This window comes from Streptomyces incanus, assembly GCF_042656345.1.
Taxonomy (GTDB): Bacteria; Actinomycetota; Actinomycetes; order Streptomycetales; family Streptomycetaceae; genus Streptomyces; species Streptomyces incanus.
The window spans coordinates 88,893-113,452 of sequence record NZ_JBHSPC010000164.1; the positions used below are offsets into that span (position 1 = coordinate 88,893).

Here is a 24,560-nt window from a genome sequence, read left to right on the forward strand (position 1 = left end):
GGAACGACCCGGCCCCGACCGAGGACTGACGGAGGTATGAGCGCACCGCTGCACGAGGCCCGCCCGGCCGGCCCGGGGCGGGTACTGCCCTCGGCCGGTCCGGAGCGACGCGCACTGCCCGACACCCAGCAGGGCATGCGCCGCCGCAATCTCTCGCGGGTGATGCACACCGTCAGCGCCGAGGGACCGCTGTCCCGGGCCGCCGTCGCCTCACGCATCGGCCTGACCAGGGCGGCGGTGTCCACCTTGGTGGACGAGCTCGTCCGCTCGGGTCTGCTGGAGGAACTGGGTCCCGAGCGGCCCGGCCGCGTGGGCCGGCCCGGCTCGGCGCTCGCCGTCAGCGGGCGCGGTCCGTCCGGGATCGGCGCCGAGGTCGGCGTCGACCATCTCGCGGTCTGCGCGGTCGACCTGCGCGGAGAGGTCCGGACGCGGGCCGTGCGCCACGTTCCGAACCGCGGCCGCTCCCCCGGGAGCGTGAGCGAGGAGCTGACCACGCTGCTGTTCCGGGTCGTCGGCGCGATCAAGGACGAGGGTCTGTGGCCGGCCGGGCTGACCGTGGCCGTACCGGGCCTGGTGGCACGCGACGCACGGACTGTCGTCCGCGCGCCGAACCTGGGCTGGCACGACACCGACCTCGGCGCCCTGCTCCCGGCGCGGTTCCCGCTGACCGTGGCCAACGAGGCCAACTGCGGCGCGCTGGCCGAGCTCTGGCTCGGTGAGGGCACCCCGCGCGACTTCCTCCATGTGTCGGCCGAGATCGGTATCGGCGCCGCGGTGGTCGTGGACGGGCGGCTGCTGCTCGGAAACCGGGGCTTCGCGGGCGAGTTGGGCCATGTGCCGGTCCGGCCCGACGGCCCCGAGTGCGCGTGCGGCGGCCGCGGCTGCCTGGAGCAGTACGCCGGCGAGGAGGCCGTGCTGCGCGCCGCCGGCCTGGAGCCCGGCGAGGACCGCGTGGGCCTGCTCGCGGGCCGCGCCGAGCGGGGCGACCCCGCCGTACGACGTGCCCTGCACGACGCGGGAACGGCGCTGGGCATCGCGCTGACCGGGGCGGTCAATCTCCTGGACCCCGAGAGCGTCGTGCTGGGCGGCGCACTGTCCGGGCTCGCCCCCTGGCTGCTGCCGTCGCTCCGCTCCGAACTGGCCCGCCGCACAACGGGCCCGGCCTGCCCCGTCTCGGTGTCCCTCCTGGGCCCGAAGGGCCCCCTGCTGGGCGCGGCGCACTCGGTGATCCGGGGAGTCCTGGACGATCCGGCGTCCGTCGCCGAACGGGCTTGAGCCGAACTGTCCGGCCGACCCGGGTCCGTTCGGTCCGCCGCAGAGTGTGGTCGCCGGTTGTCAGGGGCGCCCGGTTCCCGGCTGCTGTCGCCGGGGCGGGGTGAGGAGGAGGCCGATACCCCTGGTGGCCCCGCGGCTAGTCCCCGCCGCCGCCGTCGCCACCGCCGTCACTGCCACCACCGTCGCTTCCGTCGCCGCCGTCCGAGCCCCAGCCGTCGCCGCCGCCGGGCTCGTTGTCGTCCCTCCCCCTGCCGAGGTTGCTGAACCAGGGACGGTCCCACGACGTGTCGTCGGCGCCGTCCGGCTCGTATCCGCCCGCTGGACGGCGCTCCGACCGGAACCGGGCCGAACCGGTCGTGTCCCCGAGCCCGAAGGCGACGGCGAAGACCTGTGCCATGACGGCGTCCAGCGGGTCGGGGCTCTCGTACCGCACGGGGGCCAACGGCAGCAGTACCGTGTCCGGCGCCGGCCAACGCGAGGGACGTGTGAGGAGAGCTGCGCGCCGTCCGTCGCGCAGGAGCCACGAACTCTCCGCGTCCCTCCTCGACAGCACCCAGTGCCGGTCGGGCAGTCGCACTTCCACGAAACTCTTGGACTTGCGCAGTTTCTTCCGGAGAACCAGCTCCGCGGCAACGTCGCCGACGGCCAGCCGCAGGCCCTTGCCGGGTTCGGGGCTGTCCGGGTGGAAGCCGCGCGGCGCCCGAATCCGCACCATGGGAGCACCCGGCCCCCACACGTCCACGCGCACCAGCCGCCGGTCCACGGTGACGGTGACCGGCCCGGCGGGCCCCTGCGCGAACCGCCGCGCGATCCACAGCGGCACGCCCTCGGCACGGGCCCGGGCCGCCAGAGCGGTCACCTGGTCGGGTCCACCACACCGCCGGACCGCGAGTTCCCCCAGCGCGCGGGCGAACTCCGAGGCCTGTCGCACCTTCAACGGCGTGGTCGTGCCGGTGACGCGGGTCACCGGCACGACCCCGGCTCCGTCCGGGAGCCACTCCAAGGGGCGTTCCGTCCCGCCGCCTCCGAGCCAGAGCCCGCGGTGGAACGTCTCCGCCATGGCGCCGAGGTTCAGCTCGCTCAACGGCGTGATCCCGCCACCCCTGCGCAGCCGGTCCCCGGTCAGTTCCACGGTCCGTGCCAGCGGATTCCTCGACCGCTCGCCGTAGAGCACCTGGCTCACCACGGCCCCGCCCCCATGTCTGTGCGGCCGGCTCGGCCGGCCGCTCTCGTCACTTGCTGACGGCGAACCGCATCAGGGCGTGCTCGTCACCCTGCTTGACCTTGCCCGTCACATTGATCACCTCGAGCTTCCACGCGCCACCGGCCCGAACCGCCTTGGCCACGGCGCAGCAGTTGTCCTGGGTGAGCATGCTCGGCCAGATGTCGGCGACCTGCTGGGTGCTGCCCCCGGTGGCGTCGTAGACCTTGAAACTGATGTTGCGCGCCTTCTGGAAGGCGCTGCCCTTCTTGTAGGCGGCGGCGACGAACACGATCGACGTGATGTTGGACGGGACCCGGGCGAACTCGACGGTCACCGTCTCGTCGTCCCCGTCGCCGTGTCCCGTCTGGTTGTCTCCGCTGTGGACCAGCGAGCCGTTGCCCAGCGGGTCGAGCGAGTCGAGACCCGCGAGGCGTACCGGGTCCCCGTCCTGCATGGCAATGGCGATCAGATCGAGGTCTGTGCCGGCCTTGTGGCGCAGCTTGCCCAGCACCCCGCCGCTGCTGCCGGCGGTCGGGTCCCAGGAGGCCCCGATGGACAGGTGGGTTACTCCGTCCAGGTCTGCCGGGCCGTCTTCCTTGGTAAGCGTGATCATGAGTGGGTCATCCTTCATCAAGACGGACTACGACACGCAAAGTGTGCCCGATGCCCCGCCCGCCCCCTGCGACCGGCCCCAGGGAAGGAGGGCGGGGCCTCCTGTCGGCAGGGCTCCTGCCGACACTCTCAGGCCAGTCGCGCCTCGAGTTCCGCACGGTCGGGTACGAACCAGAGTTGATTGCCCCGGTTCGTCTCGCGCACGAAGTCGCGGAGGGCATCGCTGCCGGCCACGTGGGAGGCGATGTCGCCGATGACCGCCAGGCGGATGCGGTAGTTGACGAACTTCTGCGCCACCTCACCGGCAACACCCGAGCTCAGGGCGAAGAAGTCGTCCGCCACCCGCTCGACCGGGACGGCCACCATGTCGGCCTGACACCCCAGGGCATCACCGATCAGATCGAGGGCGGTCCGGCCGCCGCTCAGTTTCGATCCGCCCTTGTCGCACACGAGAACGGAGACTCCGCGCATGGTCGTGAGGTGACTGCCTGTCATGATGCAATCATATGCTAAGGATGCTTCGCCTCACTGATCGATTACGAAACGCCCAACCACTGGTTGCCGCACGGTGAGCAGGACACCATGAGGCCATGACACCGGCGCAGCAAGCCATGGAGCGACTTCGGGCCTGGCCCGATCTCACCGCCTGCAAGGCGGGGTGCGGTACCGGACAGGCGCTCCGTTTCGCCCGGCACGAGGTCGTCCACTTCCACACGGGACGGGATGTCGATCTCCACCTGACCCGCCACGCCATCCAGCGCTTCCGCTACGACCTGAGCACCTCGACCGCGATCCAACTGGTCCCGGGCTCGAACTGGGTGACGGTGCATCTGGACTGCGCCACCGACATCGACCTGCTGCTGACCCTGGTGAGCGTCGCCCTCAAGGCCCACCAGGCCACCCCTCTCCCCTCTCCCGTGCCGACGGCCTCCGGGTGCAATTTCCACCGGGTCACGGTGCTGCCGCGCGACCCGGTGACCTGACGCCGAGAAGCCCCCCTTCCTGGCCAGGTCAGGAACCTCCGGCGTCGGCGGCCCCTGGCCTCCTCACGGCCGCAGACCGCTGACGATGTCCGCCGTCACCGTCAGGCCGCTGTGGATGGCGGGGGCGATACCCGATCCGGCCAGACAGAACCCGAGCAGCAGGCAGACGATCCCGTGGGAGAGCTTGAGTCCGCCGTTGCGCAGGAAGATCACCGCCAGGATCGCGAGCAGCAGCACCACAGAGATGGAAACGGCCATCGTCAACCTCCTCCGCCACGTCCGCTTCGCGGCGTTCGGCCGCAAGTGTGGCGTAGCGGAGGGTTCGTCCGGGCGGCTGAGCTGTCCTCCGAACGTGTGGTGTCTACGGCTTACCGCGGGTGGTACGCGTCGAGGAAGGATTCCAGTCCCGCGAGGTCGTCGGTGTTGAGGTGGTCGACGTCCGCGGCGACCAATTCGCCCCACAGGGCGTCCCGGGCGGGGCCCGGCAGGTCGGGGGTGGCCCAGAACCGTACCGTCCGGCCGCGCCCGTGCGCGGTGGCCACGATGGCGTGCAGCTTCCGGCGCTCGGCGACGGGAAACGCGCCGACGCCCTGCCAGGTGAAGTTGAGCGCCCAGTTGTCGCTGATCAGCGGGATCAGGGAAGAGCGGGCCGGGCCGCCGAGGTCGGCCAGTCGGCCGTCGTAGAAGGCGTGCCGCACCCGCTGGGCCTCCATCGGCGCACGGGCGGCACGGTGGCCGGAGATGACGGCGGTGACCGGACCGGGCAGCACCCGGCCGCCCGCGTAGGTGGTGAACAGGTTCCGGTACCGCCGGAGACGGCGGTGGAGCTCGAGGTAGGTGGACGCGCCCTCGGTCTTGATGTCGATGAGCAGCTGGAGCGGCTTGCGGTGCCCCCGGTACACCGACCCGTGGTGGGCCCGCACACGGGCGGTGAGTGGATCGAGGTAGAGGGACTCGAGAGTGCGGGACGGGTCGAGGTCCTCGGGGTCGTGGGCGACGAGGAGTTGGTCGCCGACGAGGTAGATGTCGGCCTCGACGCTGCCGAAGCGGTGATCGAGGGCATCGAGGAGAGGACGCGGGTGCTCGTAGTCGTTGTGGGCATGGGCCCGCCACAACGGCCTTGGGCGGTAGCCGTGTTCACCGGCCAGCGCCTGGGTGGCCGGCAGGGCGAACGAGGTCGCGAGGACGGTGCCGAGGGTGGTGAGGGCTCTGCGACGGGTGGTGAGGGCCATGCTCCGCCTCCCTGGAATGGCGTACGGGAACCTCTGGAGTATGAGGTCCCCGTATGCCCAAGCGGCAGTGCCGTGGCGCGAGTTGCTTGATTCGCCGCCGCACGTTCACCTCGCGGGAAGCCGGATGTACCGAAGAGCCCGCCGTGACGGCGGACTCTTCCATGGGACGTTCGGCCGAGTGTGAGTACCACTGCTCAACGGATTCGACGGCGCAGGAAGATATATGACGATGCGTCAGGGTGACCGCAGGTCGACGAACTCAGCCAGCGCCTCACGGTGGTCGCCCGCCGTACCGTAGGCGATCGAGTCGGCCTTGGCCCGCTTCAGGTACAGGTGGACCGGGTGCTCCCAGGTCATCCCGATGCCGCCGTGCAGTTGCAGCGCCTCCTCGGCGGCATGGACGGCGACCTGGCCCGCGTAGGCCTGCGCGACGGCGACAGCGACGGCCGCATCGGCGTCGTCGCCCGCGGCCGCCGCGTCGGCGGCCAGTGTGTCCGCCGCGTTGCGGGCCGCCGCACGGAGGTTGACGACCTCCAGCCACAGCTGGGCGAGCCGGTGCTTGAGCGCCTGGAAACCGCCCACCGGCCGGTTGAACTGCCTGCGATCCTTCAGATAACGGACGGTATCCGTCAACGACCAATCGGCGATCCCGAGTTGTTCCGAGGCCAGCAGCCCCGCACCCGCGCGCAGAGCCCGTCGTACGGCGGGCTCGGCGTCACCCACCCGGTGTCCCGGGGCGCCCTCCAGGGCGACGCGGGCGAGGGGACGGGTCAGGTCCAGGGACGTCTGCCCGGTAACGGTGACACCGGCGGCGTCCGCCTCAACGGCGTACAGCCCGCCGTCGTCCGTCGGGACGAGCAGCACGTCGGACGCGGCCGCGTCCGCGATGCCGGCCAGCTCGCCGTGCAGGACACCGTCCGCCGCACGGACGGTGGGGAAGGACGCACCCGGGGCGGTGTGCAGCGGGACGGCAAGGGCACCGATCCGGCGCGCGGACGCCAGCGAGGCGAGCACCTCGCCCCCGCCGGCACAGGCCAGCAGCGCCTCGGTGGCCACGACGGCGCTGGTCAGATAGGGCACGGGGGCGACGAACCGCCCCAGCTCCTCGAGGACGACCGCGGCCTCCCGGTGCGTGGCGCCCTGGCCGCCGCGGTCCTCGGGCACCAGCAGCCCGGCGAGGCCCATGCCATCGGCGAGTGCCTTCCACAGCGACAGGTCGTGCGGGGTGTCCGACTCGGCGCGGGAGATCACCCGGGCCGCGTCGCAGTGGTCGGTGAGCAGGTCCCGGACGGCGGCGCGCAGCGCCTCTTCCTCCTCCGAGTACAGGAGATCGGGCTGCGCGCCCATCGGATTCGCCGGGCCGGCCTTCGTCGTTCTCGTCGTGCTCATCGGGCCAGGTCCTTCCAGGCGACGTCCTTGTCGGTACGCGGCTCGGCCGGGAGGCCCAGGACGCGCTCGGCGACGATGTTCAGCAGGACCTCACTGGTCCCGCCCTCGATGCTGTTTCCCTTGGAGCGGAGGTAGCGGTAGCCGGCCTCGCGACCGGTGAAGTCGACCAGTTCGGGACGCCGCATGGTCCAGTCGTCGTACAACAGGCCCTCTGCTCCGAGGAGTTCCACCTCCAAGCCGCTGATCTGCTGGTTGAGGCGGGCGAAGCCCAGCTTCATCCCGGCGCCCTCCGGACCCGGCTGGCCGGCGGCGAGCTGCTGGCGCAGGCGTTCGCCGGTGAGCCGGGCGACCTCGGCCTCCACCCAGAGCCCGAGCAGGCGCTGGTGCAGGTCGTGGGTGCGCAGTTCGGGACGTTCGCGCCAGGTCCTCGCGACCGGGCCGATCATCCCGCCCTCACGGGGCAGCCGCATGCCGCCGATGGCCACGCGCTCGTTGTTGAGCGTGGTCTGCGCGACCCGCCAGCCGTCGCCGACCTCGCCGAGCCGGCGGGAGTCGGGGATGCGGACACCGGTGAGGAAGACCTCGTTGAACTCGGCCTCGCCGGTGATCTGGCGCAGCGGCCGCACCTCGACACCGGGGTCGGTCATGTCGCAGACGAAGTAGGTGATGCCCCGGTGCTTGGGCATGTCCGGGTCGGTGCGGGCGATGAGGATGGCCCAACGGGCGGCATGGGCACTCGATGTCCACACCTTCTGCCCGTCGACCACCCAGCCGTCCCCGTCCGCGCGGACCGCCCGGGTGCCCAGGGCGGCCAGGTCGGATCCGGCGCCCGGCTCGCTGAACAGCTGGCACCAGACCTCCTCGCCGGTCCACAGCGGCCGCAGGAAGCGGCGCTGCTGCTCCTCCGTGCCGAACTGCAGAATCGTCGGCGCGGCCATGCCGAGGCCGATGCCGATGCGCCGCGGGTCGTTGTCGGGCGCCCCGGCGGCCTCCAGCTCGGCGTCCACGACGGCCTGGAGGGATCGCGGGGCGCCCAGTCCGCCGAGCCCCGCGGGGTAGTGCACCCAGGCGAGTCCCGCGTCGAAGCGGGCGCGCAGGAAGTCGAGGCGGGCGGTGGTGGCGGGCGGTTGCGCGGCCAACAGCTCCTGGGTGCGCCGCCTCAGTTCGGCTGCGTCGGTCATGCGACGGCTCCGTTCTCCGCTGCGGGCAGCACGGCGACGCGTCCGGTGGTGACGCCGTCCGCGACCCGCTGCACGGCGTCGGCGGCACCGGACAGCGGCACGCGCTCGCTCACCAGCGGTTTGACGGCGCCCCGGGCGGCCAGCTCCAGAAGCTGCTCGTGGCAGTGCTGGACCAGCTTCGGGTTCCTGGTGTTGTACAGGCCCCAGTGCAGGCCGAGGATCGAGTAGTTCTTCACCAGGGCGTGGTTCAGCGCCGGGCCGGGAATCGTGCCGCTCGCGAAGCCGACGATCACGATTCGGCCCTCGAAGGCCACGACCTTGGCGGACTGGGCGTAGGCCTCTCCGCCGACCGGGTCGTAGATCACGTCGGCGCCCCGGCCGCCGGTGGCCTCCTTCACCGCGGCGATGACGTCCTGCTCACGCCGGTCGATCACCACGTCGCAGCCCAGTTCGCGGGCGACGGGCACCTTCGCCCCGCCGCCCACCACGCCGATGACGGTGGCGCCGGCGGCCTTGCCGAGCTGCACGGCCGCGCTGCCGACCCCTCCCGCGGCGGCATGCACGAGCAGCGTCTCGCCGGCCTCCAGGCAGGCCCGGCGGTGCAGCCCGAACCAGCCGGTCTGGTAGCCGATGTGCAGGGCGGCGGCCTCGGCGTCGCCCAGCGCGTCCGGGGCGGAGCGCAGTCCGGCGGCGTCCGCGACGGCGTACTCGGCGAAGCCGCCGTACGGCAGGGCGGGGGTGGCGAGCACCCGGCGCCCGTCCTCGGTCTCGCCGCAGATCTCCACGCCCGGCGTGAACGGCAGCGGCGGCCTGACCTGGTACTGGCCCCGGCACATCAGCGCGTCCGGGAAGTTGATGTTCGCGGCACGCACCTTCAGCAGGACCTGGCCTTCACCGGGCGTCGGCCGCTCCACCTCCGCGAGGCTCATCACCTCGCCCGGCTCGCCGATCTCGTGCACCTGCCATGCCTGCATGCGGAGCCTCCACGGGACTGTGAACGTCGTGTTCGCCTGACCGGGTCCATCGCATACTAAGCGGTCGCTTGCCTCCAGGGAACCGTCTCGCAGGTCACGGCCTTGCGCACCCCGGTCCGCCGAGGGGGCGCCGCCTCCGTCAGGACCGCTTGGGACGTGCCCGTACGTGCATCCGCTCCCCCTGCGGACCGAACAGGCTGAGGAACTCCACCGGCCCCTCCCCCGTCGACCCGAAGGCGTGCGGCACGCGCGTGTCGAACTCCGCCGCCTCCCCCGCCGTCAGCACCACGTCGTGCTCGCCCAGTACCAGCCGCAGCTTGCCGGACAGCACGTACAGCCACTCGTAGCCCTCGTGCGTGCGGGGTTCGGGCTCGAACGTGCGTTGCGGTTCGAGCACCTTGTACGCCTGGAGTCCACCGGGCTGGCGGGTGAGCGGCCAGTGGGTGCGGCCGCAATGCTGGAACGGCTTGGAGCGGATGCGCGGATCGCCGACCGGCGGCGCACCGACCAGTTCGTCCAGCGGCACCTGGTGGGCCTGCGCGATCGGCAGCAGCAGTTCGAGGCTGGGTTTGCGCAGCCCGGACTCCAGCCGCGAGAGGGTGCTCACGGAGATGCCGGTCGCCTCGGACAGCCCCGCAAGGGTCACCTCCCGCTCCTTCCTGAGCCGCCTCAGCCGGGGACCCACATCCGCGAGAACGTCATCGGTGGTCATGCCGTCGGTAGCCATACGAACATTGCAGAACCGGCAAAGGCATTTGTCAATCCGGTGGTACTCGGGCGACGGTCGACGTGGAGGTGGTCGCCATGAGCGAGAAGAGCGGGAACACCCGCGACGGATTCACACACGGGACCGGAGAAACGGACGGCACCGGGACTGGCACCGGCTACGACGTGGTGGTGGCCGGAGGTGGTGCGGCCGGGCTGTCCGCCGCGCTGGTGCTCGGCCGGGCCCGGCTGCGGACCCTGGTCGTCGACGCGGGCGAGCCGCGCAACGCGCCCTCGCCCCACATGCAGGGCTATCTGTCGCGGGACGGGATGTCACCGGCCGCGTTCCTGGCCGTCGGCCGTGAGGAGATCGCGGGCTACGGCGTCGAACTGCTCGCGGGCCGGGTGACGGACGTGACCCGGAACGATGCCGGCACCGGTGACGCAGGGTTCGCCGTGCTGCTGGACGGCGGCCGGACCGTCCACGCGCGGCGCCTGATCGTCGCCACCGGACTGAAGGACGAGCTGCCCGCGGTCCCCGGGGTCGCCGAACGGTTCGGACGGGACGTGCTGCACTGCCCGTTCTGCCACGGCTGGGAGGTCCGCGACCAGCCGTTCGGGGTGCTCGCCTCCAGCGCCATGAGTGTGCACCAGGCGCTGATGGTGTCCCGGTGGTCCAAGGACGTCACCTTCTTCCTGCACACGGTCGCCGAGGAGGAGCTGTCCGACCAGGACCTGCGCCGACTGGCCGCGGCCGGTGTCGGCGTGGTGCCCGGCGAGGTCGCCGAACTGGTGGTCGAGGACGACCGGCTCACCGGCGTCCGTCTTGCCGACGGCTCCGTCCACGCCCGCTCCGTGCTGTACGTCGGGCCGCGCCCCGTGCCGCAGACGGGCCTGCTGGAGCGGCTCGGCGCCGAGCTGTCCGAGACCCCGTTCGGCGCGTACCCGGTCGTGGACCCGACGGGCCTGACCTCGGTGCCGGGCGTCTGGGCGGCGGGCAACGCGATCGGCTTCGCCGAACAGGTCGTCCACGCGGCGAGCGGGGGTTACCGAGCGGCGGCCGCGATCGTCGGGGATCTGCTGATGACGGACCTGGACGCCGCGGTGACCGCGTGATCCGCGGCTGCTTCGGCGGCCCGGGTGTGGAACGCCGGGCTCCGTAGCACCATGGCCGCATGCTGCTGTCCCGGCTGGCCCGCGTATCGCGGGAGGTCGCCGCCACCTCGGCGCGGTCCCGGAAGATCGCGCTGCTCGCGGAGCTGTTCCGGGACGCGGAGGCGGACGACGTCCCCGTCGTCATCCCGTATCTGGCGGGCCGGCTACCGCAGGGCCGGATCGGCGTGGGCTGGAAGACGCTGAGTCGGCAGGTCGCCCCGGCGGAGCAGGCGACCTTGACCGTCCGCGCCGTCGACGCCCTGCTCGGCCGGCTCGCCGAGGTGTCCGGCCCCGGCGCGCAGGCCGGGCGGGCCCTGCTGGTCGGGGAGCTGCTGGGCGCGGCGACCGAGGACGAGCAGCGGTTCCTGTTCGGCCTGCTCAGCGGCGAGGTCCGGCAGGGGGCCTTGGACGCGGTCGCCGTGGAGGGGCTGGCGCGGGCGACCGGGGCGCCGCCGGCGGAGGTGCGGCGGGCGGTGATGCTGGCGGGCTCGCTGCAGGCCGTGGCCGGTGCGCTGCTGGCGGACGGCCCCGACGCGCTGGGGCGGTTCCGTCTCACGGTGGGGCGCCCCGTGCTGCCGATGCTGGCGCACAGCGCCTCCTCGGTCGCCGAGGCGGTGGAGAAGCTGGGGGCGGCGGCGGTCGAGGAGAAACTGGACGGCATTCGCGTCCAGGTGCACCGCGACGGCGGCACGGTGCGCGTGCACACCCGCACCCTGGACGACATCACCGACCGGCTGCCCGAAGTGACACAGGCGGCACGGGCGTTGCCGGGCGAGCAGTTCGTCCTGGACGGCGAGGTCGTCTCGTTCGACGCGCAGGGGCGCCCCCGCTCGTTCCAGGAGACCGCCGGGCGGGTCGGCTCCCGGGCGGCCGTGGCCACGGCCGCCCGGGACGTGCCCGTCGCCGTCGTCTTCTTCGACGTGCTGTCCGTCGGCGGCCGTGACCTGCTGGATCTTCCCTTCGCCGACCGGCACGCGGAACTGGCCCGGCTGGTGCCGCAGGCCATGCGGGTACGGGGCACCAGGGTGTCCGGGCCCCCGGACGTGCAGGCGGCGGAGGACTTTCTCGCCGACACGCTGGCGCGCGGTCACGAGGGCGTCGTGGTCAAGGGACTCGACGCCCCCTACAGCGCCGGGCGGCGCGGCGCGTCCTGGCTGAAGGTCAAGCCCGTGCACACGCTCGACCTGGTGGTGCTGGCGGCCGAGTGGGGCCATGGACGCCGTACCGGCAAGCTGTCCAACCTGCACCTGGGCGCCCGCACCGCCGACGGCGGCTTCGTGATGCTCGGCAAGACCTTCAAGGGGATGACCGACGCCATGCTGACGTGGCAGACCGAACGGCTGCGCGAACTGGCCACCGGTCCCGGCACCGGTGGAAGCGACCCGGGCGCGTGCGTCGTCACCGTGCGTCCGGAACTCGTCGTGGAGATCGCCTACGACGGCCTCCAGCGCTCCACCCGCTACCCGGCCGGTGTCACCCTGCGCTTCGCCCGGGTGGTCCGCTACCGCGAGGACAAGCGCCCGGACGAAGCGGACACGGTGGAGAGCCTGCTCGCCGCTCACCCGGAGGTAGGCCCGTGACGGGCGCCCGAAGCGCCGGCCTGCTGGTGTTCCGACACACCGATCACGGGCTCGAGGTGTTGCTCGGTCATATGGGCGGCCCGTTCTTCGCCCGCCGGGACGCCGGCGCGTGGACCGTGCCGAAGGGCGAGTACGACGCCGGTGAGACGGCCTGGGACGCGGCGCGCCGGGAGTTCGAGGAGGAGCTGGGCCTGCCGCCGCCCGACGGGGAGGCCGTGCCGCTCGGCGAGGTCCGGCAGTCGGGCGGCAAGACCGTCACGGCCTGGGCCGTCGAGGGCGACCTCGACCCGGCGGCCGTCGTGCCCGGCACCTTCCGGATGGAGTGGCCGCCGAAGTCGAGCCGGATACGGGAGTTCCCGGAGCTGGACCGGGTGGAGTGGCTCGCCCTGGACCGGGCGCGGGAACTGATCGTCTCCGCCCAGGCGACGTTTCTCGACCGCTTGGCGGAGCACTCACGCTGAGGAACCCTTCCGCGTTGCGACGCCCACCGTCGCGCGGGAGGGTCGACATGCACGCCCCGTCCCCAGGGAGGCCAGCCATGCCCATCGCAACGGTGAATCCGGTGAACGGCGAGACGCTCAGGACGTACGAGGCCATGGGCGAGGAGGAGACCGAGCGCCGGCTCCAGCTCGCGGAGGCCACGTTCCGCACGTACCGGACGACGACATTCGAGGAGCGCGCCCGCCTGCTGCACCGGGCCGCCGACCTCCTCGACGAGGACCGGCGAAGCATCGCCGAGGTGATGACCACCGAGATGGGCAAGCCGGTCGGACAGGCCCGCGCGGAGGCCGCCAAGTGCGCCAAGGCGATGCGCTGGTACGCCGACCACGCCGCGGACCTTCTCGCCGACGAGGAGCCCGATCCGTCCGACGTGAAGGACTCCGGCGCCTCCCGGGTCCTGGTGCGCTACCGGCCGCTCGGCCCGGTGCTCGCCGTCATGCCGTGGAACTTCCCACTGTGGCAGGTCGTACGGTTCGCCGCGCCCGCGCTGATGGCCGGCAACGTGGGCCTGCTCAAGCATGCCTCGAACGTGCCGCAGACCGCCCTGTACCTGGAGGACCTGTTCCACCGGGCGGGCTTCCCCGAGGGCTGTTTCCAGACCCTGCTCATCGGCTCCGCCGCGGTCGACGACATCCTGCGGGACGAACGGGTCAAGGCGGCCACCCTCACCGGCAGTGAGCCCGCGGGACGCGCGGTGGCCGCCACCGCCGGTGAGATGGTCAAGAAGACGGTGCTGGAACTGGGTGGCAGCGACCCGTTCGTCGTGATGCCGTCCGCCGACCTGGACCGGGCCACCGCGGTCGCGGTCACCGCGCGGGTGCAGAACACCGGGCAGTCCTGTATCGCCGCCAAGCGGTTCATCGTGCACACGGACGTCCACGACGCCTTCGCCGAACGCTTCACCCGGGGCATGCAGGCGCTGACGACCGGCGACCCCATGGACGAGGACACGGATGTCGGCCCGCTCGCCAGCGAGCAGGGCCGAAAGGACCTGGCGGAACTGGTCGACGACGCCGTACGGTCCGGGGCCCGCGTACTGTGCGGCGGCGAACTCCCCGACGGGCCCGGCTGGTACTACCCGCCGACCGTCCTGGCCGGGATCACCCGCGACATGCGTATCCACCGTGAGGAGGCCTTCGGCCCGGTCGCCACCCTGTACCGGGCGGCGGACCTGGACGAGGCGGTGCTGATCGCCAACGACTCCCCGTTCGGTCTGAGTTCCAACGTATGGACGCGTGACGAGGCCGAGGTCGACCGGTTCGTCCGGGATCTGGAGGCGGGCGGCGTCTTCGTGAACGGGATGACGGCGTCCCATCCGGCGCTCCCGTTCGGCGGGGTCAAGCGGTCCGGGTACGGGCGTGAGCTGTCCGGGCACGGAATCCGCGAGTTCTGCAACATCACCACGGTTTGGCACGGTGCGTGACGCTCCCGCGGCTACGATCCGATCTGTGAACCGCGAAGTGACTCTGCCTCTGATCGTCGACGACCGCGGTACCTTGCAGGTCTCCGCGGCGGACGTGAGCAAATTGCTGCGCACGATGGGCGGGCGGTGGCTGCATCTCGTGGAGTCCGGCGACGACCGGCTCGACGAGGACACGGTCGCCGCCCTCACCATCGAACTGGCGAAGCTGGCCGACCGGATCGACGTGGCGTGCATCGCCCACAGCAGCGGGAGCAGGGCCTGAAGCCTGCCCGGGAGAAGCGCGGGCGGCGAGCTGCCGGCCGCGTGCTCAGACCGGCCGGAGCAGCGTCCTCCAGAACAGCGACTCGTAGCTCTGCAGCAGGTGGCCGTACCCCCGCGCCAGGCTCTCGTCGAGGCGGCCCGTGTCCAGGCCGTCCTGGACCGCTTCGGCCGCCGTCCGGTCCAGGCCGGGGGCCGGTTCGGCGAAGAGGTCGAAGAACCCGCAGGCCTCGTCGGTGAAGCCGTAGTGGGTGCGCAGCGCTTCGGCGATGGTGGCGCAGTAGCCGCCCCAGGCCGAGAAGTCGGCGGCCACCGAGAGGGCGGCGTCCGCCGGTGCCGCGTTGAGGGCCAGCCAGGCGACGTAGGCGGGATAGGCCTGGCAGCCCGGCAGGGGGTCGTACGACGCCGCACGCTCCCGGTCCACGCCGCAGGCCGCGGCGAAGGCGTCCAGCCGCGCCGCCGCCAGGTCCTCGCCCTCGGCCAGGGCGGTGAAGTACGCGGCGGCCCGCGGCTGGTCCGCGGAGCGGTCCGCCAGGTGCTGGAACGCGCGGCGGTCGGCGGGGATCACCCAGCTCTGTTCCAGGGCGAGCGCGGCCAGGGTGTCCCGGCCTGCGTCGCCGCGGGCGATCAGGGGTACGAGCGGGTTGGACCGGGGGTCCGGGGCCAGTTCCCGCGTGATCGTCTCCAGCAGTTCCCGGGCCGTGCGCGTCATCGCGGTCTCCGTCGCGTCGGTCGGCCGGTCCGTGGGGCGCCCGGGTCCCCCACCATGGTCCCCCAGGAGCCGGGCGGACGTCACCCGCAGTACCCCGGCAGCGCGACGGAGCGGCAGCCCGGCGGCGTGGTTCACGCCGCCGGGCTGCCCTCACCCCCCGCCCCTGACTCCTTGCGGTGCCTAGCGGATGGGCATGCCGGACAGGGTGCGGGCGATGACCAGACGCTGGATCTCGCTCGTGCCCTCAAAAATGGTGTAGATCGCGGCGTCGCGGTGCATGCGCTCCACCGGGTACTCGCGCGTGTAGCCGTTGCCGCCGAGGATCTGGATCGCCTGGGCGGTGACCTGCTTGGCGGTCTCGCTGGCGTACAGCTTGGACATCGAGCCCTCGGCCGCTGTGAACGGCTTGCCGTTCACCGCCATCCAGGAGGCACGCCACACCAGGAGGCGGGCGGCGTCGATCTGGGTGCGCATGTCGGCCAGCTGGAAGGCGACGCCCTGGTTGTCGACGATCGGGCGGCCGAACTGCTCACGGGTCCGCGCGTACTCCAGGGCGACCTCGTAGGCGGCGCGGGCGGTGCCGACCGCCATGGCGCCGACCGCCGGGCGGGAGGCCTCGAAGGTGGCCATCGCGGCGTTCTTCACCCGCTCGCCCCCCTGCTTGGCGCGCTCCCGGGCGCGGGCGAGGCGCTCGTCGAGCTTCTCCTTGCCACCGAGCAGGCAGGAGCCGGGCACACGGACGTTGTCCAGGATCACCTCGGCGGTGTGCGAGGCGCGGATGCCGTGCTTCTTGAACTTCTGGCCCTGGGAACAGCCGGGGGTGTTCGGCGGGACGATGAACGAGGCGTGGCCCTTGGAGCCGAGCTCCGGGTCGACGACCGCGACGACGACGTGGACGCCCGCGATGCCGCCGTTGGTCGCCCAGGTCTTGGTGCCGTTGATCACCCACTCGTCCTTGGCCTCGTCGTACACGGCACGCGTCCGCATGGAGGCGACGTCGGAGCCGGCGTCGGGCTCGGAGGAGCAGAAGGCTGCGACCTTGACGTCATTGACGTCGCCGTACATCTGGGGGATCCAGGTGCCGATCTGCTCCTCGGTGCCGTTGGCGAGGACGCCGACGGCGGCGAGGCCGGTGCCGACGATCGACAGGGCGATGCCCGCGTCGCCCCAGAACAGCTCCTCCATCACCATGGGGATGCCGAGACCGGTGGCGTCGAAGTACTGCTGGGCGTAGAAGTCGAGTGAGTAGATGCCGACCTTGGCGGCCTCCTGGATGACCGGCCAGGGAGTCTCCTCGCGCTCGTCCCACTCGGCGGCCGCGGGGCGAATCACCTCGGCGGCGAAGCCGTGGAGCCAGTCCCGGACTTCCTTCTGTTCCTCGTTGAGCTCCATGGTGAACTCGGCCATGTCCCCTCCAGCGGCGACGCACATGCATGTTACTTACGGTAACCAGAGTCTGTTACCCGCCGGTAGGGAAAGTCAACTCCCCCGGGCCCCGTCATCCCGTTCGCCGCTGGTCACACCGTCGGTGTTAGTTTGCGCAGGCGTCACCGAACCAGCAGGGGTGGAGAGAGATCATGGGCACCACACAGCGGACCGATCAACAGCGGTCCGCCGACCGCCGCCGGCGCGAGCTGCTGGAGGCCGCCGACCGGGTGGTGCTGCGCGACGGCCCGCATGCCTCGATGAACGCGATCGCCGCCGAGGCGGGCATCACCAAACCGATCCTCTACCGGCACTTCGGCGACAAGGGAGGACTGTACGCCGCCCTCGCCCAACGGCACACCGACGCCCTGCTGGCCTCATTGCGGGCGGCACTGGACGCCCCGGCGGACCGGCGGGAGCGGGTCGAGAACACCCTGGACACCTATCTCGCGGCGATCGAGCTGCGTCCCCAGGTGTACCGGTTCCTGATGCACCCGGCGGAGGGTTCACCCGGCGACCAGGGCTTCGACGTCGGCAAGCACTCGGCGCCGCTGCTGCGGCGCATGGGCGAGGAGCTGGCCCAGGTCATCGAGGAGCGGCTGGACCTCGGCCCCGGCAGCCAGCAACTGGCCCGCGTGTGGGGGCACGGGATCGTCGGGATGATGCACGCGGCCGGCGACTGGTGGCTCGGCGAACGGCCTTGCTCCCGGGCAGAGTTGGTGCGCAGCCTGGCCGACCTGCTGTGGGGCCGGCTGGCAGCGGCAGGCGACCGGGTCGGCGGTCCGGGGTTCTGAGCCCCGGCCCCCGGACCGCCTCAGCGGGCCTGCCTGCTCCACCGGTCCCGCCCGTTCCAGGGGACCGCCCGTCCCCCCGGTCCCGCCCGCTCCCTCAGTCCTCCGCCTCCGCGGCACCGCCCGCCCCTCGGTCCCGCCCGCTCCAGGAGGCCCGCCGCACCTGGCGGCTGAGCCGGCGCCGGCGCAGGCCGGTCAGACGATCGGCGTAGACACGGCCCTCCAAGTGGTCGCACTCGTGCTGCAGGCACCGGGCGAAGAAACCCGTGCCGTGCACGGTGACCGCCTCGCCGGTCACCGTGCGGCCCTCGACGACCGCGTGATCGTGACGTTCCGTCCCCGCCTCCAGGCCCGGCAGCGACAGACAGCCCTCCGGGCCGCGCACCACCACCCCGTCCGTCTCGACCAGTCGCGGGTTGACCACATGTCCCAGATGACGGACGTCCTCGTCGTCCGGGCAGTCGTACACGAACACCCGCAGCGGCACTCCGATTTGGTTGGCGGCCAGGCCCACACCCCGCGCGGCGTACATCGTGGCGAACAAGTCCTCCACGAGGCGGGCCAGTTCCGGGCCGAAGTCGGTCACCTCCTCGCAGGGTGCGTGCAGCACCGGGTCGCCGAGCAGGGTGAGGGGCCGGACGCGGCCGTGGACACCGGGGATGGAACCGTCTCGCATGGCGGTCAGAGTACGGTCCTTACAGCAACGCCCGTCTCATGGGTGGTGACGTGGTTCTGGAGTGCGAATGGATCTCGATAGGCTGAGGTTCACACCACGTGGCCGTCAGCCACAGGCGCGGCGCGTACGCAAGGAGGATCGAGACTTGATGGCAGGCAACTCGGACCCGCTCACGCCGCGGGCCAAGCTGGCCGTGACCGCGGGCAGGGCGGTCGCAGCGGCATCACGCGCCGCGGGGCGCGGCAGCGGTTCGGTGATCGGCGGCCGGGTCGCGCTCAAACTCGACCCCGATCTCCTCGCCCGGCTCGCCCAGAACCTGGATTGCATCCTGGTGTCGGCGACCAACGGCAAGACCACCACCACCCGGCTCATCGCGGAGGCCCTGCGAGCCGCCGGACCGGTCGTGTCCAACGCCCTGGGCGCCAACATGCCCGCGGGCATCACCTCGGCGCTCGCGGGCGGCTCGGAGTCGAAGTTCGGCGTCATCGAGGTCGACGAGAAGTACCTCGCCGGCGTCGCCCGGGACACCGACCCCAAGTGCATCGCCCTGCTCAACCTCTCCCGCGACCAGCTCGACCGGGCCGGCGAGACGCGGATGCTCGCGGAGAACTGGCGCGAGGGCCTGGCCGGCTCCAAGGCTGTCATCGTCGCCAACTGCGACGACCCGCTGGTCGTATGGGCCGCGTCCTCCTCCGCCAACGTGATCTGGGTCGCCGCGGGCCAGATGTGGAAGGACGACGCCTGGTCCTGCCCGTCCTGCGGAGGCGTGATGCAGCGCCCCGGCGACGACTGGTTCTGCGGCGAGTGCGGCTTCCGTCGTCCCACCCCGAGCTGGGCGCTCTCCGGCGACCACGTCCTCGACCCGCACGGCTCCGCCTGGCCGATCCACCTCCAGCTGCCGGGCCGCGCCAACAAGGCCAACGCCGCGAGCTCCGCGGCCGTCGCCGCGGTGTTCGGGGTACCCCCGCAGGTCGCCCTGGAGCGCATGTACCAGGTACAGGCCGTCGCCGGCCGGTACGACGTCGTCCAGTACCAGGGCCGTGACCTGCGGCTGCTGCTCGCCAAGAACCCCGCGGGCTGGCTGGAGACGTTCTCCCTCATCGACCCCCCGCCCACCCCGGTGATCCTGTCGGTGAACGCCCGCTCCGCCGACGGCACCGACACCTCCTGGCTGTGGGACGTCGACTACACCCGGCTGACCGGCCACCCGATCGTCGTCCTCGGCGACCGAAAGCTGGACCTCGCGGTGCGGCTCGAGGTCGCGAACCAACAGTTCCAGGTCTGCGAGGACCTCGACCAGGCGCTGCAGCAGTGCCCGCCCGGCCGGATCGAGGTCATCGCCAACTACACCGCGTTCCAGGACCTGCGCCGCCGCGTCGGCAACTGACGCGGGCGACGTATCGCGACGTACTCACAAGGACAGTGACTTCATGAGCGACAACGGTCTGCGGATCGTGTGGATCTACCCCGACCTGCTCAGCACCTACGGCGACCAGGGCAACGTGCTCGTCGTGGAGCGCCGGGCCCGGCAGCGCGGCCTCGACGTGGCCCGGCTCGACGTGCGCAGCGACCAGCCGATCCCGACCTCCGGCGACATCTATCTGATCGGCGGCGGTGAGGACCGTCCGCAGCGGCTCGCGGCCGAGCGGCTGCGCCGGGACGGCGGACTGCACCGGGCGGTGGAGAACGGCGCGATCGTGTTCTCGGTGTGCGCCGGCTACCAGATCCTCGGCCACGAGTTCATCAACGACCTCGGCCAGCGGGAGCCCGGCCTCGGCCTGCTCGACGTCGTCTCGGTGCGCGGCGAGGGCGCCCGGTGCGTCGGCGACGTGCTGGGGGACATCGACGCACCGCTCGGCCTGCCGCCGCTGACCGGCTTCGAGAACCACCAGGGCGTCACCCACCTCGGCCCGACGGCCCGCCCGCTCGCCCGGGTGCGCTTCGGCAACGGCAACGGCACGGGGGACGGCACCGAGGGCGCCTACAACGACACCGTGTTCGGCACGTACATGCACGGTCCGGTGCTGGCCCGCAACCCGCAGATCGCGGACCTGCTGCTGAAGCTGGCGCTCGACGTCAACGCACTGCCGCCGACCGAGGACCACTGGTACGAGGCGCTGCGCAACGAGCGCATCGCGGCCTCGCAGCAGCCCGCGTAACACCCGTGACCGCGTCGGACGGGCCGGTGCCATCCGGCCCGTCCGACAGCTGGTCCGCACAGGTGAGCGGGGTCGTCCAGTAGGCGGACGCGCGCTTCGACCCCACCCCCCGGTGCCGCTAGGGTGGCGGGATCGAGCCGGACGACGCGGTCCGGTCCCGGCCCACGGCTAGAAGGTTGTTTCGGGCTATGCGCATTGGTGTCCTCACGTCCGGCGGCGACTGCCCCGGCCTGAACGCCGTCATCCGCTCCGTCGTACATCGCGCCGTCGTCGACCACGGCGACGAGGTCATCGGCTTCCGGGACGGCTGGAAGGGCCTCCTGGAATGCGACTACCTCAAGCTCGACCTCGACGCGGTGGGTGGCATCCTCGCCCGCGGCGGCACCATCCTCGGCTCCTCCCGGGTGCGTCCCGAGCATCTGCGGGACGGTGTGGAGCGAGCCAGGGGGTACGTCCAGGAGCTCGGCCTCGACGCGATCATCCCGATCGGCGGTGAGGGCACGCTGAAGGCTGCCCGGCTCCTGTCGGACAACGGCCTGCCGATAGTGGGCGTGCCGAAGACCATCGACAACGACATCGCTGTCACCGACGTCACCTTCGGCTTCGACACGGCCGTCGGTGTGGCGACCGAGGCGCTGGACCGGTTGAAGACGACCGCCGAGTCCCACCAGCGGGTACTCATCGTGGAGGTCATGGGCCGCCACACCGGCTGGATCGCGCTGCACTCCGGCATGGCGGCCGGCGCGCACGCGATCGTCGTACCGGAGCGGCCCTTCGACATCGACGAGCTGACCGCGAAGGTCGGTGCGCGGTTCTCCGCGGGCAAGCGGTTCGCCATCGTGGTCGCCGCGGAGGGCGCCAAGCCGCGGGCCGGGACCATGGACTTCGACGAGGGTGCCAGGGACGTCTACGGCCATGAGCGGTTCGCCGGGATCGCGCGGCAGCTCTCCGTGGAACTGGAGACGCGGCTCGGCAAGGAGGCACGGCCGGTGATCCTCGGGCACACCCAGCGCGGCGGGACGCCGACGGCGTACGACAGGGTGCTGGCCACCCGCTTCGGCTGGCACGCCGTGGAGGCCGTGCACCGCGGGGAGTTCGGGCGGATGACGGCGCTGTGCGGCACGGACATCGTGACGGTGCCGCTGGCCGAGGCCGTCGAGACGCTGAAGACGGTGCCCGACGACCGCTACGCCGAGGCGGAGTGCGTCCTGTAGCGCCTGACGTTTCGGCAGCCGCCGGGTGAAGCCGCCCCCCGGTCGCCGTCGCGGCCGGGGGCGGTTCTACTCTGGTGCGGACAGACGGCGCACAACCCCCACGAAACGGAGCCGGCGGATGGATCACAGCGGGCACGGCACGACCATGGATCTGCCGCCGTTCACGCTGGGGCGAGGGTTCGCCTGGTCGGCGGATCCGTTCTTCCTCGTCGCCTGCCTGCTGGGGCTGGCGCTGTACGGCTGGGCGGTCGTCCGTCTGGTGCGGCGCGGCGACAAGTGGCCGGTCGGACGGACCGTGTCGTTCTTCGTCGGCGTGCTGAGCGTCGGGCTCATGATGTGCACCGCGCTGAACGACTACGGCATGGTCATGTTCAGCGTGCACATGGTGCAGCACATGGTCATCAGCATGGTGTCGCCCATCCTGATCCTGCTCGGTGCCCCGATCACACTGGCGCTGCGCGCCCTGCCGCCGGCCGCCCGTGGCCGCAAGGGGCCGCGCGAACTGCTGCTGATGCTGCTGCACAGCCGCTACATGCGGGTCGTCACCCACCCGCTGTTCACCATCCCGATGTTCATCGCGAGCCTGTACGCGCTGTACTTCACCCCGCTGTTCGACTTCCTGATGGGCTCCCAGGTGGGGCACATCGCGATGATGGTGCACTTCCTCGCCGTCGGCCTGGTCTTCTTCTGGCCGATCATGGGTGTGGACCCGGGTCCGCACCGGCCGGGGCACCTGATGCGGATGCTGGAGCTGTTCGCGGGCATGCCGTTCCACGCGTTCTTCGGCATCGCGTTGATGATGGCGTCCACGCCGATGGTGACGAGCTTCCAGAATCCGCCGGGCTCGCTGGGCATCGACGCGCTCTCCGACCAGAACGCGGCCGGCGGTATCGCCTGGGCGTTCAGCGAGATCCCGTCCGTGCTGGTGCTGATCGCGCTGCTGTTCCAGTGGTACGCCTCGGACCAGCGGCAGGCCAAGCGCACCGACCGGGCCGCGGACCGCGACGGGGACAAGGAACTCGAGGCGTACAACGCCTATCTGACCTCATTGCACACAACCGGGAAATGAGTCCCTTTCGGTCACTTTCCCTCCCCCTCGCTCACTTTCTTCCCGATTCACCTGAAGGGTGCCATCGTTCAGTAGCATGAGCAGCCAGGGCGAGCCGCCGGGGGGAAGCGGTCATGGCACTGCGCGCGTCGTCGTCGGGAGCGGGCCGGGTCGTCGCCGGCCGCTATGTGCTGCTGCACCGGCTGGGCCGGGGCGGCATGGGGCATGTCTGGCTGGCTCATGACCAGAGACTCGCCTGCGAGGTCGCCCTCAAGGAGATCGTGTTCCACGATCCGGCCGAGCCCGGCCAGGAGCGGGAGACCCGGGTCGCCCGTGCCCGCGCGGAGGCCCGGCACGCGGCCGGTCTGCGTGATCACCCGCATGTGGTGACCGTGCACGACGTCATGGAGCACGAAGGTCTGCCGTGGATCGTCATGGAGTACGTGGCGGGCGCCGTCGATCTGCGGGAGCTGGTCGCCCGGCGCGGCCCGCTCGCCCCCGCCGAGTGCGCCCGGATCGGGCTGGCCGTGCTGGACGCGCTGACCACCGGTCACGAGCGGGGCGTACTGCACCGGGACGTGAAACCGGCGAACATCCTGCTCGCCCCGGACCACAGCGGAGCCCCGTACGGGCGGGTCCTGCTCACCGACTACGGCATCTCCGTGCAGCCCGAAACCGGTGAGACGCGGTACACCATGGCGTCGGGGGTGGTCGGCACCGCGGGCTGGCTGGCGCCGGAACGTGCCACCGGGAGTCCGGCGACGCCGGCCGCCGACCTGTTCTCCCTGGGCTGCACGCTGTACCACGGCGTCGAGGGACACGGCCCCTTCGAGCGGGAGTCGCCGCTCGCGTCGATCGCGGCGGTGATCACGGAGGAGCCGCGCCGGCCGGTGCGGGCGGGCGCCCTGGAGCCGGCGCTGCGGGGTCTGCTCGAGAAGGATCCCCAGCGGCGGACACCCGCCCGAATGCTGGAAGCGGAGCTGTCGCGGCTCGTCACGCCCCAGTCGGAGTCGTACACCCGGCCGCCCACCGACCTGGGTTCCCAGCCGCCCTGGGTCGCGTCGGGCCTGCCCGGGAGCATGACAGGGCCTGCCACGAGCACTACAGGGCCCCCGGGAGCCGCGGGACGTGCGGGAGCCGCTGAGCCTGCGACTCCTGCGGCACGTGCGATACCTGCGGAGCGTGCGGGTTCCTCGGCGGCCGGGACCGTCCCCGCGCACCAGCGTCCGCGCCACCCCGTCCTGCGGGCCGCCGTCGCCGTCGGGCTCGGGGTGGTGTTGGCCCTGGGGGGCGCCTGGTACGCGCTGGCCGACCGGACGAGCGACGGCGGGGTGGTGACGGCGCCGTACGGAGATGCCGTGGGGCTCGCCGAGCCGCTCGAGCGGGGCGCCTGTGTGCGCGCCGTCTGGCCCGGCGGCCGCCGGTTCACGGGCGTGCCCCGGCTCAGCGTCGAACCGGCCTGTGCGGGCGGGGCGGGCCAGGAGGTCGACGGGCAGGTCGTGGGGTTCGTCGGGGCCTCCTCAGCCGAGGAGGCGCGGGAGCTGGGTCCGGCCCGGTGCGAGGAGGCTACGCGGGAGTTCCGCGGGCGTATGACCGCAGTGCGCCCGCTCGCCGTCGTACCGGTCCCGGACGGGTTCGAGGAGGCCGGGCGGCGCACCGCCTGTCTGGTCCTGGGGGCGCACGGGCCGGCGTACGGGCCGCTGGGCGACCGGCGCCCGTTCGGCACGGCGTTCGCGGACACCGTGCCGATGCAGCGCCGGGACTGCCTGGACGCGCGTCCGGGGCGTCAGGCCCTGCTGGTGCCGTGCGGCGGCCGGTACGACGAGCAGATCCTCGGATTCACCCGACTGGGCGAGGACGTCACGCTCGCCGAGGCGCGCGAGGTGTCGGACGCGGCGTGCGCCCGTGACGTGCCTCCTCGTGACTACGGCTTCGACCCGTCCGTCCACGAAGCCGGGTCGTGGACCGGTGAGCGGTCCTGGGGAACGGGCGCACATGTCGTCGTGTGCACCGTAAAAAGGCGGAACGGGGGCACCATGGAGGGAACCGAGCCATGAGGAGGG

At 72.1% G+C, this 24,560-nt stretch carries 25 protein-coding genes; 13 read left to right on the plus strand and 12 right to left on the minus strand.

Annotated elements, in window-relative coordinates:
• Window positions 1-36 precede the first annotated feature (36 nt).
• Entirely contained in the window at window positions 37-1,275 is a 1,239-nt protein-coding gene (locus tag ACFP2V_RS36585) for an ROK family protein (protein WP_381220320.1), read from the plus strand.
• A 136-nt stretch (window positions 1,276-1,411) separates the two neighbouring features.
• Here ACFP2V_RS36585 and ACFP2V_RS36590 read toward each other — a convergent pair whose 3' ends face one another.
• The 3 genes from ACFP2V_RS36590 to ACFP2V_RS36600 all read right to left on the minus strand — a co-directional run bounded on the left by ACFP2V_RS36590 (window position 1,412) and on the right by ACFP2V_RS36600 (window position 3,586).
• Window positions 1,412-2,461: a serine/threonine-protein kinase gene (locus ACFP2V_RS36590; protein ID WP_381220323.1), complete on the minus strand. Its 1,050-nt coding sequence runs from the start codon at window positions 2,459-2,461 to the stop codon at window positions 1,412-1,414.
• Between the two features lie 46 nt (window positions 2,462-2,507).
• Complete coding sequence (locus tag ACFP2V_RS36595) at window positions 2,508-3,092, minus strand: TerD family protein (RefSeq protein ID WP_381220326.1); 585 nt, start codon at window positions 3,090-3,092, stop codon at window positions 2,508-2,510.
• A 128-nt stretch (window positions 3,093-3,220) separates the two neighbouring features.
• Complete coding sequence (locus ACFP2V_RS36600; protein ID WP_381220329.1) at window positions 3,221-3,586, minus strand: DUF4180 domain-containing protein; 366 nt, start codon at window positions 3,584-3,586, stop codon at window positions 3,221-3,223.
• 95 nt (window positions 3,587-3,681) lie between these two features.
• On the opposite strand from ACFP2V_RS36600, the gene ACFP2V_RS36605 reads away from it, so the two are divergent.
• Window positions 3,682-4,074 (plus strand): luciferase domain-containing protein, encoded by a 393-nt coding sequence (locus tag ACFP2V_RS36605; RefSeq protein WP_381220332.1) that lies wholly within the window; start codon window positions 3,682-3,684, stop codon window positions 4,072-4,074.
• Between the two features lie 63 nt (window positions 4,075-4,137).
• On the opposite strand, the gene ACFP2V_RS36610 is transcribed toward ACFP2V_RS36605, so the two are convergent.
• The 6 genes from ACFP2V_RS36610 to ACFP2V_RS36635 all read right to left on the minus strand — a co-directional run bounded on the left by ACFP2V_RS36610 (window position 4,138) and on the right by ACFP2V_RS36635 (window position 9,562).
• Entirely contained in the window at window positions 4,138-4,332 is a 195-nt protein-coding gene (locus tag ACFP2V_RS36610) for a hypothetical protein (protein WP_381220335.1), read from the minus strand.
• Between the two features lie 110 nt (window positions 4,333-4,442).
• A complete protein-coding gene (locus ACFP2V_RS36615; protein WP_381220338.1) occupies window positions 4,443-5,306 on the minus strand; it encodes a phosphatidylinositol-specific phospholipase C/glycerophosphodiester phosphodiesterase family protein in 864 nt (287 codons plus the stop codon).
• Between the two features lie 234 nt (window positions 5,307-5,540).
• The gene (locus tag ACFP2V_RS36620) at window positions 5,541-6,653 is read right to left on the minus strand and encodes an acyl-CoA dehydrogenase family protein (RefSeq protein ID WP_381220583.1); all 1,113 of its coding nucleotides are present in this window, start codon (window positions 6,651-6,653) and stop codon (window positions 5,541-5,543) included.
• A 38-nt stretch (window positions 6,654-6,691) separates the two neighbouring features.
• Window positions 6,692-7,876 (minus strand): acyl-CoA dehydrogenase family protein, encoded by a 1,185-nt coding sequence (locus ACFP2V_RS36625; RefSeq protein ID WP_381220341.1) that lies wholly within the window; start codon window positions 7,874-7,876, stop codon window positions 6,692-6,694.
• Window positions 7,873-8,850: an NADPH:quinone oxidoreductase family protein gene (locus ACFP2V_RS36630; RefSeq protein ID WP_381220344.1), complete on the minus strand. Its 978-nt coding sequence runs from the start codon at window positions 8,848-8,850 to the stop codon at window positions 7,873-7,875. The genes ACFP2V_RS36625 and ACFP2V_RS36630 overlap by 4 nt, the downstream gene beginning before the upstream one ends.
• Window positions 8,851-8,989: 139 nt before the next feature.
• Window positions 8,990-9,562: a helix-turn-helix domain-containing protein gene (locus ACFP2V_RS36635; protein ID WP_381220586.1), complete on the minus strand. Its 573-nt coding sequence runs from the start codon at window positions 9,560-9,562 to the stop codon at window positions 8,990-8,992.
• A 77-nt stretch (window positions 9,563-9,639) separates the two neighbouring features.
• Between ACFP2V_RS36635 and ACFP2V_RS36640 the strand changes: the two genes are divergently transcribed.
• The 5 genes from ACFP2V_RS36640 to ACFP2V_RS36660 all read left to right on the plus strand — a co-directional run bounded on the left by ACFP2V_RS36640 (window position 9,640) and on the right by ACFP2V_RS36660 (window position 14,476).
• Entirely contained in the window at window positions 9,640-10,671 is a 1,032-nt protein-coding gene (locus tag ACFP2V_RS36640; protein WP_381220347.1) for an NAD(P)/FAD-dependent oxidoreductase, read from the plus strand.
• 59 nt (window positions 10,672-10,730) lie between these two features.
• A complete protein-coding gene (locus tag ACFP2V_RS36645; RefSeq protein ID WP_381220350.1) occupies window positions 10,731-12,290 on the plus strand; it encodes an ATP-dependent DNA ligase in 1,560 nt (519 codons plus the stop codon).
• A complete protein-coding gene (locus ACFP2V_RS36650) occupies window positions 12,287-12,751 on the plus strand; it encodes an NUDIX hydrolase (protein ID WP_381220353.1) in 465 nt (154 codons plus the stop codon). The genes ACFP2V_RS36645 and ACFP2V_RS36650 overlap by 4 nt, the downstream gene beginning before the upstream one ends.
• Before the next feature lie 77 nt (window positions 12,752-12,828).
• On the plus strand, window positions 12,829-14,214 hold the full coding sequence (locus ACFP2V_RS36655; protein WP_381220356.1) for an NADP-dependent succinic semialdehyde dehydrogenase: 1,386 nt from the start codon (window positions 12,829-12,831) through the stop codon (window positions 14,212-14,214).
• Between the two features lie 25 nt (window positions 14,215-14,239).
• On the plus strand, window positions 14,240-14,476 hold the full coding sequence (locus ACFP2V_RS36660) for a DUF6213 family protein (protein WP_381220358.1): 237 nt from the start codon (window positions 14,240-14,242) through the stop codon (window positions 14,474-14,476).
• A gap of 45 nt (window positions 14,477-14,521) precedes the next feature.
• Here ACFP2V_RS36660 and ACFP2V_RS36665 read toward each other — a convergent pair whose 3' ends face one another.
• Together ACFP2V_RS36665 and ACFP2V_RS36670 are read right to left on the minus strand one after the other, a co-directional pair.
• On the minus strand, window positions 14,522-15,184 hold the full coding sequence (locus ACFP2V_RS36665) for a transcriptional regulator (RefSeq protein WP_381220361.1): 663 nt from the start codon (window positions 15,182-15,184) through the stop codon (window positions 14,522-14,524).
• Window positions 15,185-15,364: 180 nt separating this feature from the next.
• Window positions 15,365-16,591: an acyl-CoA dehydrogenase family protein gene (locus ACFP2V_RS36670; RefSeq protein WP_381220364.1), complete on the minus strand. Its 1,227-nt coding sequence runs from the start codon at window positions 16,589-16,591 to the stop codon at window positions 15,365-15,367.
• A gap of 170 nt (window positions 16,592-16,761) precedes the next feature.
• Here ACFP2V_RS36670 and ACFP2V_RS36675 point away from each other — a divergent pair, with 170 nt between their 5' ends.
• The gene (locus ACFP2V_RS36675; RefSeq protein WP_381220367.1) at window positions 16,762-17,403 is read left to right on the plus strand and encodes a TetR/AcrR family transcriptional regulator; all 642 of its coding nucleotides are present in this window, start codon (window positions 16,762-16,764) and stop codon (window positions 17,401-17,403) included.
• A 94-nt stretch (window positions 17,404-17,497) separates the two neighbouring features.
• Here the strand turns inward: ACFP2V_RS36675 and def are convergent, their stop codons facing one another.
• Entirely contained in the window at window positions 17,498-18,076 is a 579-nt protein-coding gene (gene def, locus ACFP2V_RS36680; RefSeq protein WP_381220370.1) for a peptide deformylase, read from the minus strand.
• Window positions 18,077-18,224: 148 nt separating this feature from the next.
• Between def and ACFP2V_RS36685 the strand changes: the two genes are divergently transcribed.
• The 5 genes from ACFP2V_RS36685 to ACFP2V_RS36705 all read left to right on the plus strand — a co-directional run bounded on the left by ACFP2V_RS36685 (window position 18,225) and on the right by ACFP2V_RS36705 (window position 24,554).
• Entirely contained in the window at window positions 18,225-19,463 is a 1,239-nt protein-coding gene (locus tag ACFP2V_RS36685; protein ID WP_055592499.1) for a Mur ligase family protein, read from the plus strand.
• Window positions 19,464-19,506: 43 nt separating this feature from the next.
• Window positions 19,507-20,235, plus strand: a complete 729-nt coding sequence (locus ACFP2V_RS36690; protein ID WP_381220374.1) for a type 1 glutamine amidotransferase — start codon at window positions 19,507-19,509, stop codon at window positions 20,233-20,235.
• A 188-nt stretch (window positions 20,236-20,423) separates the two neighbouring features.
• Entirely contained in the window at window positions 20,424-21,449 is a 1,026-nt protein-coding gene (locus ACFP2V_RS36695; protein WP_381220377.1) for a 6-phosphofructokinase, read from the plus strand.
• A gap of 118 nt (window positions 21,450-21,567) precedes the next feature.
• Window positions 21,568-22,518, plus strand: coding sequence for a cytochrome c oxidase assembly protein (locus ACFP2V_RS36700; RefSeq protein ID WP_381220380.1), 951 nt, complete (start codon window positions 21,568-21,570; stop codon window positions 22,516-22,518).
• 113 nt (window positions 22,519-22,631) lie between these two features.
• A complete protein-coding gene (locus tag ACFP2V_RS36705) occupies window positions 22,632-24,554 on the plus strand; it encodes a serine/threonine-protein kinase (RefSeq protein ID WP_381220383.1) in 1,923 nt (640 codons plus the stop codon).
• Window positions 24,555-24,560: the final 6 nt, after the last annotated feature.

What these genes read in the sequence shown, in the direction of transcription:
- ACFP2V_RS36690 (WP_381220374.1), top strand. Translation starts at nt 19,507, where the DNA reads ATGAGCGACAACGGTCTGCGGATCGTGTGGATCTACCCCGACCTGCTC.
- ACFP2V_RS36625 (WP_381220341.1), bottom strand. Translation starts at nt 7,876, where the DNA reads ATGACCGACGCAGCCGAACTGAGGCGGCGCACCCAGGAGCTGTTGGCC.
- def (WP_381220370.1), bottom strand. Translation starts at nt 18,076, where the DNA reads ATGCGAGACGGTTCCATCCCCGGTGTCCACGGCCGCGTCCGGCCCCTC.
- ACFP2V_RS36645 (WP_381220350.1), top strand. Translation starts at nt 10,731, where the DNA reads ATGCTGCTGTCCCGGCTGGCCCGCGTATCGCGGGAGGTCGCCGCCACC.
- ACFP2V_RS36700 (WP_381220380.1), top strand. Translation starts at nt 21,568, where the DNA reads ATGGATCACAGCGGGCACGGCACGACCATGGATCTGCCGCCGTTCACG.
- ACFP2V_RS36670 (WP_381220364.1), bottom strand. Translation starts at nt 16,591, where the DNA reads ATGGCCGAGTTCACCATGGAGCTCAACGAGGAACAGAAGGAAGTCCGG.
- ACFP2V_RS36605 (WP_381220332.1), top strand. Translation starts at nt 3,682, where the DNA reads ATGACACCGGCGCAGCAAGCCATGGAGCGACTTCGGGCCTGGCCCGAT.
- ACFP2V_RS36635 (WP_381220586.1), bottom strand. Translation starts at nt 9,562, where the DNA reads ATGACCACCGATGACGTTCTCGCGGATGTGGGTCCCCGGCTGAGGCGG.
- ACFP2V_RS36595 (WP_381220326.1), bottom strand. Translation starts at nt 3,092, where the DNA reads ATGATCACGCTTACCAAGGAAGACGGCCCGGCAGACCTGGACGGAGTA.
- ACFP2V_RS36665 (WP_381220361.1), bottom strand. Translation starts at nt 15,184, where the DNA reads ATGACGCGCACGGCCCGGGAACTGCTGGAGACGATCACGCGGGAACTG.
- ACFP2V_RS36620 (WP_381220583.1), bottom strand. Translation starts at nt 6,653, where the DNA reads ATGGGCGCGCAGCCCGATCTCCTGTACTCGGAGGAGGAAGAGGCGCTG.
- ACFP2V_RS36600 (WP_381220329.1), bottom strand. Translation starts at nt 3,586, where the DNA reads ATGACAGGCAGTCACCTCACGACCATGCGCGGAGTCTCCGTTCTCGTG.
- ACFP2V_RS36705 (WP_381220383.1), top strand. Translation starts at nt 22,632, where the DNA reads ATGGCACTGCGCGCGTCGTCGTCGGGAGCGGGCCGGGTCGTCGCCGGC.
- ACFP2V_RS36585 (WP_381220320.1), top strand. Translation starts at nt 37, where the DNA reads ATGAGCGCACCGCTGCACGAGGCCCGCCCGGCCGGCCCGGGGCGGGTA.
- ACFP2V_RS36610 (WP_381220335.1), bottom strand. Translation starts at nt 4,332, where the DNA reads ATGGCCGTTTCCATCTCTGTGGTGCTGCTGCTCGCGATCCTGGCGGTG.
- ACFP2V_RS36685 (WP_055592499.1), top strand. Translation starts at nt 18,225, where the DNA reads ATGGCAGGCAACTCGGACCCGCTCACGCCGCGGGCCAAGCTGGCCGTG.
- ACFP2V_RS36615 (WP_381220338.1), bottom strand. Translation starts at nt 5,306, where the DNA reads ATGGCCCTCACCACCCGTCGCAGAGCCCTCACCACCCTCGGCACCGTC.
- ACFP2V_RS36655 (WP_381220356.1), top strand. Translation starts at nt 12,829, where the DNA reads ATGCCCATCGCAACGGTGAATCCGGTGAACGGCGAGACGCTCAGGACG.
- ACFP2V_RS36675 (WP_381220367.1), top strand. Translation starts at nt 16,762, where the DNA reads ATGGGCACCACACAGCGGACCGATCAACAGCGGTCCGCCGACCGCCGC.
- ACFP2V_RS36695 (WP_381220377.1), top strand. Translation starts at nt 20,424, where the DNA reads ATGCGCATTGGTGTCCTCACGTCCGGCGGCGACTGCCCCGGCCTGAAC.
- ACFP2V_RS36630 (WP_381220344.1), bottom strand. Translation starts at nt 8,850, where the DNA reads ATGCAGGCATGGCAGGTGCACGAGATCGGCGAGCCGGGCGAGGTGATG.